This is a genomic window from Alteromonas sp. CNT1-28 (assembly GCF_022348345.1).
Taxonomy (GTDB): domain Bacteria; phylum Pseudomonadota; class Gammaproteobacteria; order Enterobacterales; family Alteromonadaceae; genus Alteromonas; species Alteromonas macleodii.
The window spans coordinates 1-14675 of sequence record NZ_JAKREZ010000013.1 but is presented as its reverse complement, the minus strand read 5'-3'; the positions used below and the strand labels follow the sequence as shown (position 1 = coordinate 14675).

At 44.9% G+C, this 14675-nt stretch carries 11 protein-coding genes; 5 read left to right on the top strand and 6 right to left on the bottom strand.

Going from position 1 to position 14675, the window contains the following annotated elements; all coding sequences use genetic code 11:
- The first annotated feature begins 65 nt into the window (after positions 1-65).
- The 5 genes from MHN02_RS10140 (at position 66) to MHN02_RS10120 (ending at position 6451) form a co-directional block, all read left to right on the top strand.
- Complete coding sequence (locus tag MHN02_RS10140; protein WP_014977490.1) at positions 66-911, top strand: DUF6689 family protein; 846 nt, start codon at positions 66-68, stop codon at positions 909-911.
- A 154-nt stretch (positions 912-1065) separates the two neighbouring features.
- Positions 1066-1905, top strand: a complete 840-nt coding sequence (locus MHN02_RS10135) for a GAF domain-containing protein (protein WP_239245886.1) — start codon at positions 1066-1068, stop codon at positions 1903-1905.
- Positions 1906-1984: 79 nt separating this feature from the next.
- The gene (locus tag MHN02_RS10130; RefSeq protein WP_239245884.1) at positions 1985-5143 is read left to right on the top strand and encodes a serine/threonine-protein kinase; all 3159 of its coding nucleotides are present in this window, start codon (positions 1985-1987) and stop codon (positions 5141-5143) included.
- Positions 5136-5825: a sensor histidine kinase gene (locus tag MHN02_RS10125; protein WP_014950835.1), complete on the top strand. Its 690-nt coding sequence runs from the start codon at positions 5136-5138 to the stop codon at positions 5823-5825. The genes MHN02_RS10130 and MHN02_RS10125 overlap by 8 nt, the downstream gene beginning before the upstream one ends.
- Positions 5822-6451: a response regulator transcription factor gene (locus tag MHN02_RS10120; RefSeq protein WP_014977493.1), complete on the top strand. Its 630-nt coding sequence runs from the start codon at positions 5822-5824 to the stop codon at positions 6449-6451. The genes MHN02_RS10125 and MHN02_RS10120 overlap by 4 nt, the downstream gene beginning before the upstream one ends.
- A gap of 252 nt (positions 6452-6703) precedes the next feature.
- Here the strand turns inward: MHN02_RS10120 and MHN02_RS10115 are convergent, their stop codons facing one another.
- From MHN02_RS10115 to MHN02_RS10090, 6 genes are all read right to left on the bottom strand, one after another.
- On the bottom strand, positions 6704-9151 hold the full coding sequence (locus MHN02_RS10115) for a S8 family serine peptidase (protein ID WP_239245882.1): 2448 nt from the start codon (positions 9149-9151) through the stop codon (positions 6704-6706).
- A gap of 232 nt (positions 9152-9383) precedes the next feature.
- Complete coding sequence (locus MHN02_RS10110) at positions 9384-9926, bottom strand: hypothetical protein (RefSeq protein WP_239245880.1); 543 nt, start codon at positions 9924-9926, stop codon at positions 9384-9386.
- 108 nt (positions 9927-10034) lie between these two features.
- Positions 10035-10652, bottom strand: a complete 618-nt coding sequence (locus MHN02_RS10105) for an ankyrin repeat domain-containing protein (protein WP_239245878.1) — start codon at positions 10650-10652, stop codon at positions 10035-10037.
- 150 nt (positions 10653-10802) lie between these two features.
- Complete coding sequence (locus MHN02_RS10100; RefSeq protein ID WP_239245876.1) at positions 10803-12407, bottom strand: catalase; 1605 nt, start codon at positions 12405-12407, stop codon at positions 10803-10805.
- 8 nt (positions 12408-12415) lie between these two features.
- Positions 12416-12592, bottom strand: a complete 177-nt coding sequence (locus tag MHN02_RS10095; protein ID WP_239245873.1) for a hypothetical protein — start codon at positions 12590-12592, stop codon at positions 12416-12418.
- 273 nt (positions 12593-12865) lie between these two features.
- Entirely contained in the window at positions 12866-14218 is a 1353-nt protein-coding gene (locus MHN02_RS10090; protein WP_239245870.1) for an alkaline phosphatase PhoX, read from the bottom strand.
- Between the last annotated feature and the right edge of the window lie 457 nt (positions 14219-14675).

Genomic DNA, 14675 nt, shown 5'->3' with positions numbered 1-14675 from the left:
TTATATTAATTGATAATGGCACCATTTTAGGTTAAATTTTAACCAATACTGAAAGAGGTCATCCTATGATGTTTACTGCGATGAAATTCAGACAACTTACTACCGTTGTTGCCACCACAGCTCTACTTTTGTTTTCCACTGCACAAGCACAGGTAGTCACGCCTGCAACTCTCACTGTCGACGACAATAAGATTCAGGCCAAACTGACGCTAAGCAGCTTAATTGAAGTAGATTTAACTGTAGAGTTCGAAAACAGTATTGGCCTTAATGCTAACAACATTGACATTACCGCTGAGCTGCTTGATCCCACAGATTTGACCATTACAGACCGCCTGCCCTCAGCACTAACAAGCGCTGTTTCGGGTTTTCCGGTTCTTGTATCAATCTCTCCGAAAGCTGACGCTGGTTTTGGATTTGAAGGTTTAGCGATGGTTGAGCTTTACACTAAAGCTATTCACTACACGCCAACCATTCCATGGCGCTTGTTTACGTCTCACGACGGTGGCGAGTTTGAAGACATAACAACGTTAACGTCATCAGGCAGTTTTCGTGCACGCGGCAGCACAGGACAATTTTCAGATTTTATTATCTTATTAGATAATCGCCCATCAGGTTCTGTTATCAATGACAAAGTTGCTTCTTTAAGCACAATCGTAAATGGCAATCGCAATAAAATTGCTGCGCTATTAGAGGCAGCCATAGACAGTGGAATAAACGATGTCCAGTCGGCATTGGCGGTAAACGATGACGATGCGGCACTGGCTGCTGTAGATAGCCTTATATCGCTTATTGATAATGCGTCTGGCAATGAAATTGCAGATGTATGGCGCTCAAGTGGTGACGTTGTGAACGTGAAAGGTTTACTACTTACTCAGCTACAAACATTACGCTTTAGCTTAAGAACATTGTAAATCAAACTGGAGACTGAAACGTTTAATTGCGTCGAAACCAGAGCAATTAAACCAGCGTTTGGCGTCACTGATAAGCAAGAAACTCTCTTATTTGTGTAATTTTATACAAACAGATGGGGGGAGATGGCACCAGTGACGCGACGAGGAATATGCCATGCCGTTACAAATAGCCTTTACAGAAAATAACGGAAGCGTAAGTGAGCACTTGCTTTTTGAAGGTCGCGAGTATCAGGTCGGCCGCGCTGAAAACGCGGACATCGTTATTCCCCACCCCCAAGTTTCTCGCTCTCATATTGTATTACGAGCAAACAAACAAGCTGACAACGATCACGTTTGGCAGCTAAATGACATGAGTTCTACAGGGTGCTTCAGTGCGGGAATTCAAATAAAGCACCTGACGCTAGACAAACCCCATGTATTACAGCTTGGGCCAGTACCCTGTGAATTTACTCCCCTTGCACTCAATAATGTAGTTAGGCTTGATAGCCAACGGGAGTGGAGAAAGCAACAACTAAAGCAGTACCAAACGCAGCTTCAACAGTGTAATAGCAGTAATGCTCTTATTAACCTTGCCAGAGAATGTTTAACCCAATCATTAGGGTGTGAACGGGCATCACTCATTTTGTTTGATAAGATAAATAACTATCAACTCGGGGTAGGCTATGAAAGCTGGATGCAAGGTGAGGACTTTACCGGTAGCCGTACTATCATCAACCAATGCATGCAAGCAAATGCTGTTCGTGCGATTGGCAATATTGTTTGCGATAAATCGTTAAATAAGCAGCATAGTACAATCAGTCACGGCATTCAGGCTGCCATCTGTGTACCTGTTTGTTTTGATGAAAAGCCCGTTGGCGTATTGTACGCAGACTCGACGCTGGGACGCCGTTACTTTACCCAAACGGACATAGATTTTGCCACCTCTTTAGCGAATATGATTTCGATGCGTTTGTTATTCCACACTATTGAGCATAAACTTTCACTTATAAGCTAAAATAAAAATAACAATTTAGTGACGCAATTCGTCTATTCGATTGCGTCGCTGTAGTGGTTAGTGAAGTGTGGAGAAGGCTTTGAACAGGCCCGATGTATTCTCGTCGCAAAACAATTCTCTTAAAACTGAGGCGCTAGCTTTAGGGACTTCTATTGCGCCAAATTCCCGTTTAGCTAACCGGTTTCGAATTGTTGAACAACTTGGCTCAGGTGCTCAGGCCGCCGTTTTCAGCGCCATCGATGAATTACTTGATGTGAAAGTTGCACTTAAGGTCATTGACGGTGGCGCCAGCGACCCGGTTAAAATGCAAACCATCCGCAATGAAGTCAACATCGCTAGGCAACTACAGCATCCTAATATCATCCGTGTTCATGACGTTTTCTCTGATGGAGATACCGCCTTTTTTACAATGGCGTTTATTGAAGGCGAGCCTCTGTATACACGCATTCAACAACCCATCAGCAAAGCCGATTTCGACAAGTGGCAGCAACAGCTCGTTGAGGCACTGTTGGCCTGTAAATCGATAGGCATTAAACATGGCGATATAAAGCCAGACAATATTCTTCTTGATCACAATGCAGACATTAAACTGATCGACTTTGGAATTGGGCAGAGCGCTGCGTCTGGCGCTCAAACGAGCGGACACCAACGCTATACCGCTCCTGAAGTCATCCAAACTGGAAAAGCGAGCGAGCACTCTGACACCTACAGCTTAGGAAGAGTGTTAGAAGATATGCTGGGCTGTGTACAAAAGGAAGGATTGGGCTTTTCTCATTACCTGTGGACGAAAAAACGCAGAGCTTGTATTGATCAATTAACACACCATTTGCCAGCGAAGAGACTCTCTTTGGAGCAAGCGCTTAACATTAGCTCATCTGGCGATAACGGCAGTGCTAATGTAACTTACAAAACCCTTGTCACCTTTTCCGCCATTGCCATATTGGTACTTGTGATTAGCGCCAGCATTTTTTCTTACTATTGGTATCAAAAAACGCAACCCAGACTGCCCTCTGATACTCCTATTCAGCTACTCGTACTCAATGACCCTCAATATCCACTTTTAGATACGATAAACACGTTACTGCGCTACCCCCTTTCTACTCACCCTAACATTGTTTTAGATGATAAAGCGCAAACCCAAGCATTGGTGTCAAACTTAGCGTTATCCCCATTTAATAACGACAATGACAGAGTAGACTTAGCGGCTTCCACGTCGGTAAACAGCGTATTATTACTTGATGCTACGCCTACCAGTAGCGATAGCTACTTACTTCACGCCAGTGTTCTTAGTATGCCCGCTAACGAACCTATTTTTACCGTGTCGCATAATGTAAATGCAAACACCCTATCAGATGATTTAAGTGTATTTGCTAACAAGCTCATTCAATCGCTATTTGACGCCATCGAAACGCAATCGCCCCAACCACTTCCTGACTTACGCTACCTTGATGCCTTGGATACCGCTTGGCAAAAAGGAGAAGCGTTAAATAGCGCAGACACCGTTGAGGCGATTATAGCAACCACACCGGACTATCCGGGTGGATGGGTGGCAAAGGCTCGAAACGATTTAAATACGGGCGACTATGACGGTGCCAGGCAAGCGGTAGAAACCTTATTCCAACTCTCTGACTTGGCAGTGTATTGGCGTTTACAAGGCGAGCTATTAAGAGCAGAGCTAAACGAAGATCTGTCTCTTGCTCAACAATCAATAGATGCGCTTGTTTCTCAGTTCCCTGACAGACCAGACTTGCTGTCGATGCGTGCAGATATATATCAGTGGGCTGGCGAAGATGCCAAAGCAATGTCCGACTATAAAGCTGCTTTAGCCCTTCGCCCCAATAATGGACAACTTTGGTTTGAACTTGCTCGTCTGCAAATTATTAATGGGGACATTGAAACTGCAACCAGCGACTCATTAACTCGAGCACTCGTAGCGTTTCGTCAAGCAAAAGATCCCCGAGGCGAGAGTTTAGTACTTAACGCTTTTGGTATTGCTTACCTACGTGCAGCTGACAATGTGGCTGCAGCGCAGTATTTTAAAGACGCACTGGCATTGCGTGATGCAAAAACGCAGCCCTCTCAGCGGGCTAAAACCTTAGCCAACCTTGCCATCGCCACATCTCTTACGGGCGACTATGCCACCGCAGAGGCGTCATTAGAAGAAGCGGTAAAACTACTCCACGATTTAGGTGACTTGGCACAAGAAGCCCATGTAAACGATACACTAGGTTTTATGTTTGAAGAGCGAGGCCAGTTCGCAAGAGCGTTAGAGTACTACAAACGCGGTCTTGATATTCGTGTGCAAACCGATGACAAGGTGCTTCAGCCGCAAAGTATGAGCAATGTGGCCTATATGCATTTTCTAATTGGAGATATCTCTCTTGCTGAGATTTACTGGCAGCAGGCGAAAATGCTATTTGAAAGAAATGGGGACGAGTCTCACTTACTTCGAACCCATCAAAATCTTGCACAGTTGAGTTTGGTAAAAGGGGACAAGAATACCGCCACCAATTATTTAACCACTGTCGAGCAACGACTCGGTACACAGCACAATCAAGAAAAGCTTTATAACCACCTGCTATTCAGCTACTTAAACTTTGCAAACGGAAATTTGACTGAAGCCACGCAGCACGCCGCTGACGCAAGGCGCTTAGCTCAGGCTTCTGAAGATGTCAGAGCCCAAACCGAGGTATTACTATGGCAGGGAGAGATGTGTTTACTTACCGCAAACTGGTTGTGCCTAGAAAACAGTCTTGAAACCGTGACGCCTACCATTAGCGAAGAGCGCCACGAGCAATTTGCCGTTTATCAATGGTTAACATTGGGATTGAAGCATCATAAAGGCACACTAAATAACGAACGTGACGAGATCTACACTACACTTGTCGATAACACCAACGTACCGGTAATCACTGAAATTAAAATTCTGCTCGACATGCAGCAGCGGCTTTCTTTGAATGAAAATAGCAGCGCCATGGAGAAGCTTGGCTCGCTCATTAAACCAACCTACTACCAGCCTTACCTGCAGTGGCTATACGTAAAGGCGTCACTAGGTGATGAAGAGTCCATCGAAAAGTTAAAGCAAAAATTAGCGTTATATCCTAACTACTGGCGTAACCACCTTTACTATCGCGCCATTCCAGGTAAAGAAGACACGGTGGATGACTTAACATCCAAATGGCTATCTCAATTACCTGAGCAACAGGTTGGAGACTACAGGAACGCCTATTTTGACTGACTTGGCCACCGAGATAGAGAACATTAAAGCGTTACAGGCGACCCTTCAGGCTCGATTAGATGCCGATCAAGAGGTTTTGCAACAGCTCGCAAAACGATTGTGGGCTCAACAAGAATCAGAAAAAGCGAAGCTTTCTCGTGAATTACATGATGGGATTGGTCAGCTGCTCACAGGGCTGACACGAAGACTGCAAGCATTATCAACCTCTTCGCCTGAGCTTGAAGCACTACACGGCATCGCTGAAATGGCGTTAAATGATGTCAGACAATTATCGCGGCTGATGAGCCCAACAATCCTTGATGACTTAGGTCTTAAACCAGCACTTAACTGGCTTTGTAGAAATTTGCTTAGTGGTGAAGATATTGAATATCACACCGAGATTACCGTACCGCCTGATCTGCCCAAAGATATAAGCACTTTATTATTTAGAATTGCGCAAGAAACGCTGGTTAATGCTATAAAACACAGTGAGGCCACCAACCTTACTTTATCAATTTCTTACCATCATCACGTTATTCGTTTGGATATTCTTGATAATGGTGTAGGGTTTGACAGTAAAGCCATAGAGCCCGGCATTGGCCTTTCTAGTATTCGCGACAGAGCAGAAGCGTTCAATGCGACACTGGAAATAGACTCTGCAGTAGGGCAAGGCACCAGAACAACAGTAACGGTACCCGTATGACAATTCGTGTAGTGCTAGCCGATGACCATGTGCTGATGCGTCAAGGCGTGTCTCAAATGCTAAATGCCAACCCAGATATCAGCGTAGTGGGAGAATGCGACGATGGTGTCGCGCTAATCGCTGCTGTGTTAAAGCTCTCGCCAGATGTTATTTTGATGGACATTTCGATGCCACGTATGAGTGGTCTGGTCGCTATTGATAAAATTCTATCTCAGCGCAGCGACGCGAAAATTCTTGTGCTGTCTATGCACAACGAAGTGGAATACATTGAAGCTATGCGCGACGCAGGCGCTAAAGGCTACATATTAAAAGAATCTTCCGGTGAAAGCTTGGTTGAAGCCATCAAGAAAGTGGCCGCAAACAAAACCTGTTTTCCCGATGAACTAACCCAGTCATCTAGCGATCAATGCCAAAAGCACGTATCGCCACTAAGTGTATTAACTAGAAGAGAGCGAGAAGTTTTTTTCTTAGTTGCAGCAGGCAACACCAGTAAGAAGATTGCTGAGCTATTAGATATGAGCCTTAAAACTGCAGAAAATCATCGCAGTAATATTTATAAGAAGCTTAATTTAAGCAGTTCGGCAGAACTTATCAGAATGGCAGGAAAAGCAGGTTTATTAGAATAGTTGGGATTTATTCTCAGCGTAGAACTCTTTTCCATTCCCCCTCCCAAATTCCATATTCAGCGAATACTGATTACAGCATTTAACGCCCTAAACAAAAAAGAGGGGCCTTGCTTCAGCTACCCCTCTCTAAAAATTACGCGAGGGCCGGTTGTGGCATTCAAAACCCTCAGCAGCAGGGATGCTGCTGAGGAGCGCCCATGGATGGGTTTACCGCGTGTTTTGAATGTTACAACCGGCCCTCGCCTCAAAGGACTAAAGTTCTGCGTATTGCGTTAGGATAAACGCGGCTTCGCCTCTTGATACCCCATTTTGTGGATTAAAGAAGGCTTTAAGCGTAGGCTGTAGATCAAATGGGCCTTGCTCTACTTTTACATCTACCTGCATTAGCCCTGCAGCCAGTGCTTGTTGAACATAGCCGCGATACTCAGGAGCAATCGCATCAGTGTCTTCAACTTCCACCGCTTCACCAAGAACAATTGCGATAACCTTTTGAGAGTCAAAGCTTTGCGCTGCATCTTCAAGACCTAATGCTTGAACCATTGAGTACGCCATTTCTTCTTTGCTCACCTGCATGTTGCTACCAAAGAAGTCACCATCAGCTTGCATTACGGGCTGCGTATTCATCTCTAAATCTCCCAACACCGCACCTGTCGCTGTCGCAGAGTTTACCGCTGCAGCATTTTCTGCACTCACATCGGTGTAGTTAACTGTGTTACCGTCGTTTGTTTGACGAAGGTTTGCACTAAGCGCTAGCGTATCAGCAAGCTCTACACGAGTTAGTGGTGCGTCTGGTGCAAACCCACTTTCTTTTGCATCCATTAGCTCATTAGCAACGACGTATTCAATGAAAGGTTTAGCGGGATGACCTACAGCATCATCAATACCGGTGTAACCTGATGTGACTAACAAGCGAATATTCACATCGTTAGTGCCAGGGATACCCACACCGTTTGTAACACCTAGTGGGTCAACTGACACACCACTAATGCTACCAATTCCGCGGCTATATAGTTTCCATGTACCCGGCATACCCGGCGCAGCTGTGCCAACAGAAGAACCTAAAACAGGTAGGCCGATACCAGAGCCATAACGGTTGCCTGCAGGGTCTTCTAGTACGAACGCTGTTGCCGTTTCAATTGACGCGCTCGCCACCACCATAGATACGTCAGACGTTACTTCAAACTCTTCTACAGGTGACTCACCTACGGGTAGGTAAGTCGTAGGTAGCGTAAAGCTATCGCCTTCAGCAACATTAGCAAATGCGTTAAATTCGCGATTTTTCTTCACGGTATCGCCGAATACTTCTTCACCTTCAAGCACTGCAGTTACCGCAGCATAAGCGTTAACATAACCAGCGCCCACTTCCCACTCGTCCATACCAGCCATTGGTGTTGCGGTTTCCTGAAGAATACGCTTCGCATCTTCCCACTGAAGGTTTGGATTTGCTTCTAGCATTAGTGCAACGATACCTGACACGTGCGGCGCAGCCATTGAAGTACCGCTAGATACGGTATAAAACGGTAGGTGTTGCGGTTCAATCATTTCCGCGTCGTCAGCTGCGCTCAAACCGCCTAAGCTAGACAGTGATGCACGAGCAGAAATAACGTCTACCCCTGGCGCCGTTACGGTAGGACGGTCTTCCCATGTGAACACTTCACCATCAACAACCGCTTGTCCGCCTTTTCCGTCGACACCGCGAGAACTAAAGTCAGCTAGCTCGCCCTGCTTGTTGCCCGCAGCCACTGTAATTACCCAAGGTGCTTTTTTGAAGTTACCGGTAATTGTCGATTCGCCTGGGCCTGAGTTACCTGCCGAGAACACGGTAATAATACCGTTGTCTGCCAGTGCTTTAGTCACAACGTTTGTTGGATCATCTGGATTAAATTCTGTACCCACATCGCCAGTGTTACCGAACGAGTTAGAAATAACACGAATGTTGTAATCGAACTGGTGTGTTAACGCGTAGTCGAAGCCACCGATCGTATCTAAAATGAATAGACCTGCGCCCGAGCCATAACCGATGATGTCTGCACCGGGTGCTACACCTGCATGCAAGCCACCGCTCTTGGCGCCATTACCGCCTACTGTGCCTGCCACATGCGTTCCGTGACCGCCTAAAATATCGGTGTTAGATACGTTTTCTTGGTATGTAATCGGTAAAATGCCGCTGTAGCTGTTTAAGTTTACTTGCGCTAAGACGTTTTGAACTACGTGATCAGGGAATGCTAAATCACCGTGTGTGCCGTCAACACCCGAGTCGTTTACTACTACACCAATGCCTTTACCTGATACCGGCATGCCATTTATGCGAATGTCACGGTCAGCCTGTAGTGCCTTTACACCCGTGATTTGGGTAGACTCATGGTTTTCTAGTTCTAGTGGGTCGTTGTTCCACACTGACACCACATCATCGCGTTGATAAAGCGCTTCAACTTGCTGTTTGTTGGCTAACACACCAACAATAGGCACGTTACGTAGGCTAACACCTCCAGTGATACCTAACGATTCAAGTGCTGTAATTTGTTCTGTTGTGGCAGGTCCCTTACCTTCAAATGTAACAATAACTTGTTGTAGTTCTAGTGGCGAAGCCGCAAGCGCATCAGCCAATGTTTTATCGAAAGTTTTTGCATTCACCATGCTCGCTGGTAGGGCACAAGCAATAGCTACTGATAATACTGTTTTGTTATTAAGGAACTTCATAATACACCTCTCTTTGAGTACCCCTTGAGTATTTAACAACCAAAGAAGCAAAACTATGGGGAGTTCCCCCTATTCGATGTAATTTATAAAAGCGTTGAAAAAGCAGAAACTTAAAAAGAAAAAAGCCCTCACAAAAGGAGGGCTAAAAACACCAACTATCGAGAAACATAGATATGTTGGAGGGAACGAACGAGGTACAGGAAATAAACCACTCTCTCGAATTGAAGAAGCCTTATAGTTTGCGCTTTCTGAAAGAAGTAAACGCGAGCAAAATTAGCATCGCAGTGGCAAAAGAAGCAGGTTCGCTCACTTGTGTTGAGCCATCTATAGACTCGACAGTTTTAACCAGTTGAAACAAGCCACCTGCGCAGCGGTCACCATTTTCAAAAAACACACACGAGTCTGATGCTCCTAGCCCGGCTAAACCTGAACTAATAGTGAATTCGTAGGGAACGCTTGAGTCTTCAATAAATAGTTGAAAACCTTCACCGCTTTCATCACCAAACACACCATTTTCTAAATCAACTATCGCAAAGTCAGCAATATCATCTTCTAATATATTGTAAATGGTGCCATCAAACTCAAGCTGAAAAAAAAACGATAGCCATGTATTCATATTGAACTGGGTTTCGTTTTCATCAAAAGTGATTTGCCCAATTAAACTGGTTTGGTCAGTTTCGTCACCTAACACTAATCGAGTGAAATCATAGGTAATTACGCCAGCGAAAGAAGGCATAGAAAACAGAACGAACACAGCGGCAATTAATGACTTCATAGTAAACCCACTTCTAAATTCTTATGGGCTTAGTATTGAACTTAATGCATTGAATACAAATAGGGAGTTCCCCCTAGTTGTATTCAATGCTATCTAATATGACGTGGGTTAATTAGCGTTTTGTTCGCGTAGTACTTTTGCTAGTTCGTAATTACCTTGCGAAAGAGCGATATCCGCTACCGAATTACCCGCTTTATCCATGTGAGCTGGGTTAGCCCCTTTATCGATAAGCGTATTGATAATTTCTTGTCTATCGAAAAGGCTTGCGAACATCAACGCCGTTTGGCCTTGCTCGTTTTCTTCATCTATATCGCAATCGGCAAAAACCAATTGCTTAGCTACACTGACGTGACCTTTAAATATGGCCCCCATAAGTGCGGTGTTTCCGCGGTTGTCTTCTTGACATGGGTTGGCATTAGCTTCGCTGATAAGAAAGTTCACGGTGTCGGTATGCCCATGGTACGCCGCAAGAATAAGTGCGGTGTAGCCTTTTTCATCGGCCACATTAACATCTAAACCGGCTTGATAAAACGCACTCAGCATGGCGCTATCACCTTCCCGCGCTGCATCAAAATAACGTGCTTTCAAGGTCTCCATATTAGGCCTAGTTGCACTTTGTTGAGTATCAGCTTGAGTGGTTGCGTCACTTACCGCACTAGTATAAAAACTGGTGAAGGTGGCAACGGCGAACAGTGCTGCCGTAAGTGTTTGCTTTAAAAAAGACATTGTGCCCCCTTACTGGTAAATCTAAATTTGGTTACTACAAAACTGTTTTCAGTAAAGCTGTTACAGAAAGATTGTTAAAGAAGAATTGTTTGAGAAAAATGGGAGTTACTCAACACTGTGATGTAACTCCCAACCCTATTGCTACTTAGCTTATTGCATTAGTGCGGTTAGGCTTTCAGCAACTTGCTTTGCTTTAGCGGCACGTGCAGCTTGCTGTTCCATTAAGTCTTTCGCCGTTTGACGAACTTTAGACATTGGTGCTTTCGCTAATTTTGCTACACCTGCACCGTAGTCTTTATCAGCGTTGTACATATAAGCACTAATAATGACGCGAATTTCTTCTTCAGGCACCGATGCCAACGCACCACCTAAGTTACTAATTAGGTTTTTCTGACCTTCTTTAGTTAGGTTTCTGAAAAACTCACCCGCTTGCTTGAAGTTCTGTTCTTTGTAGAACGGAATTTGTTGCGTCATACCTGCAAACGGCTTGCTTGAGTAACGGAACGCTGGATCTTCGTTAAGATCAAGACGTCGACTTGGCTGATAATTCACGTCGCGCGCAGTGCTAGTCGTTCGAAGCTGACCATGCTGTTCGTGGTTATTAATAACCGTATTTTTAGGCGCATTAACCGGAATGCGGTACGCGTTTACACCTAGGCGATAGCGCTGTGTATCAGCATACGAAAACAAACGACCTTGAAGCATTCTATCTTCTGACGGCTCAATACCAGGAATTAAATTGCTTGGTGCAAATGCCGCTTGTTCAGTTTCTTCAAAGAAGTTATCTGGTACACGATTAAGCACTAGACGACCAATCTTTTTAGCCGGCACAAGCGATTCAGGCCAAATCTTAGTGGTATCAAGTGGGTTAAACTCAAAATCATCCAATTGCTCTGGCTCCAGCTCTTGTAAATAAAGATCCCAAGACGCTGTTTCACCTTTTTCACCAATTCGCGTGTAGATGTCGGTAGTATGCGGCTGCATATCCATTCCCTGCACTTTCATGGCTTCTTCATTGGTAAAGTTCTTTATTGGCTGGTTCGACTTCCATGTGAACTTCACGTACTTGTAATTACCTTCGTCATCAACAAACTTGAAAGCATGTACACCTGAACCATCCATATTTAGATAGCTTGCCGGTGTGCCGTAGTCAGAGAAAAGCATAGTTAACGTGTGCGTTGACTCTGGTACGTGCGAGAAGAAATCAAAAATGCGCTTAGGCTCTTGCTTGTTCGTTACCGGCGATGGTTTAAATGCATGCACCATATCTGGGAACTTGATTGCATCGCGAATAAAGAAAACCGGGAAGTTGTTGCCGACGAGATCCCAGTTACCTTGTTCAGTGTAAAACTTCACTGCAAAGCCACGCGGGTCACGCAGCGTCTCAGGTGACAGATGACCATGTACTACCGATGAAAAACGAACAAAAACGTCGGTCTTTTTACCCGCTGATTGAAACGGCGCAGCCAGTGTTTCATCTGAAAGGTCGACTAGGTTTTCATAATACCCATAAACGCCTGTACCACGTGCGTGAACAACGCGCTCAGGAATACGCTCGCGGTCAAATGCCGCTAGCTTTTCAATAAGGTGCGAATCTTGTAGTAAAACCGGTCCCCATGGGCCTGCTGTTTGCGAGTTTTGATTATCGCCTACGGGGGCACCATTTTGACGGGTTAGTGTATCGGCGCTTACGCCTAAGGTAAGTAGGCTGGCAGCTACGCCGCCTAGGAAAAACTTAGTTAACGTTGATTTCATTGAGGTTCTCACAGCTGTACTCCCACATGAAGGTTGGTACGAGGTTTAGGGGCTTTGACTTCTACGCAAACTTGGTCGCCATAATAGTTATCAGCGTAATTGCATTGCGTTCGAATGGGTTGAGTAGTTGTGGAGGAAACACGGTGGCTATTCGCCGTTGTTAGCTTTTTTAATAGTGCGCTCATTTGGCTCTCCTTCTTAAGTTGAGAGCATTATCATTAATTGAACAAAACTATTAAAACGGGTTAAAACGATTCAAATAATTAATTTATTAGATTGTAAAGATACTAGCTAATCGAGAAAAGGTATGAAAGTAAGTAAATGATGCGTGACGAAAGAAAGGTTGATAGAAATTTGCAGTTCACGCTGGGGGGATAACGGCGCCATTTTAAAGCAATAAGAATAAATGACGCCAGTTTACTAAATAACCGTAATATCTGGTCTCCAACCTCTGATCTCTAACCTTCAAGCCATGGCCCGGTTATAGCTAAGGTCTTCGTTGGAGAGTAAATATTCACGAAAAGCGTATTGCCGTCAGGCGAGAAACACGCGCCGGCAAGTTCAGTTTGCGCATGGAGCTTTGCAAAGTTATACACCTCTCCATTTGGTGTAACACCGCGTAAGTGGTTATCAACAATATCGGTATATTGGTCTTCGCACACCAATAGATGCCCGTTTGGACATACGGTTAGGTTATCGCCGAAGTTATATAAGTTCTTGTCTTCACTTTCTAAAAATAGCTGAAGCTTGTCTTGTTTACCATCAGCAGAAGGAACAAGTTTCATCACCTGACCGAGCTGCTTTTGGCCACCATTAGTACAGCAAAAATAAAGCTCATTTTCACCCCAATGTATACCTTCACCGCGAGCAAATAAGGCAGCACCTTTCTCATATCCTCTAGCGCGTAAGTCATCGTTCGGGCTTTCTGGATTGTCTAACGCTATCCACTCAACGTCGAACCACGTCGCCAATGGCATAATTGTGGAACTCCAGTTACGTGTATCAAACTGATGTTTATTTTTTACTACCAGGGCTTCTAATTGGCCGCCAGCTGCCAAGTTAGCGTACTCGTTAGGTACAAAGCGATATAGCAAGCTGTCACCCTGATCTTCAGTCAGGTAAACAATACCAGTTTTGGGATCAACACACGCCGCTTCATGATTAAAACGACCCATTGCTTTAAGCGGTTTAGCTTCAATGAGTGAGTCAGCGTTTGCGGGGACTTCAAAAATGTAGCCATGATCTTTGTTTACTACATCGCCGTTAGGACCATGAGGTCGGTCTACAGATTCTTCACAGGTTAGCCACGTCCCCCAAGGTGTAATGCCGCCCGAGCAGTTTCTTACCGTTCCAACAAGACTGATAAACTCTCGCTCTACCTTTTGCGTGGTAAGGTTGTACACCATTGTTGTGGTACCGCCTGGTAAAGCAACCCCACTATGATAGTTGTCGTAGGCCAACTTGCTGGTATGCTTTTGAATAGACTGTGGCTGAGCACTTAAGTGTTTGGGGTGCAGTTCGTGGTTACGTATTAGCGCAACCTTGTCGCTAGTACCTTCTATAGGAAGACACCCCATGCCATCCGCTCTGTCAGGTACATGCATACCATCAGACATGCTATTTCCAAGGCTTGATATAACCTTATAGCTAAAGCCTTTAGGTAAATCGAGCAGCTTTTGAGGGTCGGCGATTAGTGCACCATAGCCTTCACTAATCGGCATAGACGCCAAATCCAACTTTTTACCAAAAGCACTGCTAGCTAGGCCACCAAATGCCAAAGAACCCACTAAAAACTGGCGTCGTGTAATCATGAAAATCTCGCAAAACTGATAAACAGAGCATAGTACCCTTTAATTGTTACAGTATCACAACAAAGGGGTTAAATTTCCACTTCTTAGCTTCGTGAATATCTTATACCGTCAGAAGGGAGTGAATGCTGAGCCTTTTTAATTCCGACAACGCATGGTGCGATTCAGGAACTCTTACATAAAAGCGGGGATGGGTTCGCGGCGTGTTACTTCTTCTCCCCCTCAAATGTTTTGATATGCTTAGAGAAGGGAGTGATTGTTGTGCCCTCTGAAACCCTACACCGCAGGGATGCGGTATCGGAGCCCCCATGGATGGGTTTACGGCGTGTTTCAGAGGGCACAACAATCACGAACTAAATCGCAGGCATAAAAAAAGCGCACCTAAGTGCGCTTTTTTTGGCTTGTGTTGCTAAGTCTAGATTAGTCTAGGATCTTAGATACAACACCAGCACCTACTGTA

Coding starts and splice junctions, on each gene's coding strand:
- MHN02_RS10095 (WP_239245873.1), bottom strand. CDS start 12,592: ATGAGCGCACTATTAAAAAAGCTAACAACGGCGAATAGCCACCGTGTT.
- MHN02_RS10090 (WP_239245870.1), bottom strand. CDS start 14,218: ATGATTACACGACGCCAGTTTTTAGTGGGTTCTTTGGCATTTGGTGGC.
- MHN02_RS10100 (WP_239245876.1), bottom strand. CDS start 12,407: ATGAAATCAACGTTAACTAAGTTTTTCCTAGGCGGCGTAGCTGCCAGC.
- MHN02_RS10110 (WP_239245880.1), bottom strand. CDS start 9,926: ATGAAGTCATTAATTGCCGCTGTGTTCGTTCTGTTTTCTATGCCTTCT.
- MHN02_RS10115 (WP_239245882.1), bottom strand. CDS start 9,151: ATGAAGTTCCTTAATAACAAAACAGTATTATCAGTAGCTATTGCTTGT.
- MHN02_RS10140 (WP_014977490.1), top strand. CDS start 66: ATGATGTTTACTGCGATGAAATTCAGACAACTTACTACCGTTGTTGCC.
- MHN02_RS10135 (WP_239245886.1), top strand. CDS start 1,066: ATGCCGTTACAAATAGCCTTTACAGAAAATAACGGAAGCGTAAGTGAG.
- MHN02_RS10105 (WP_239245878.1), bottom strand. CDS start 10,652: ATGTCTTTTTTAAAGCAAACACTTACGGCAGCACTGTTCGCCGTTGCC.
- MHN02_RS10120 (WP_014977493.1), top strand. CDS start 5,822: ATGACAATTCGTGTAGTGCTAGCCGATGACCATGTGCTGATGCGTCAA.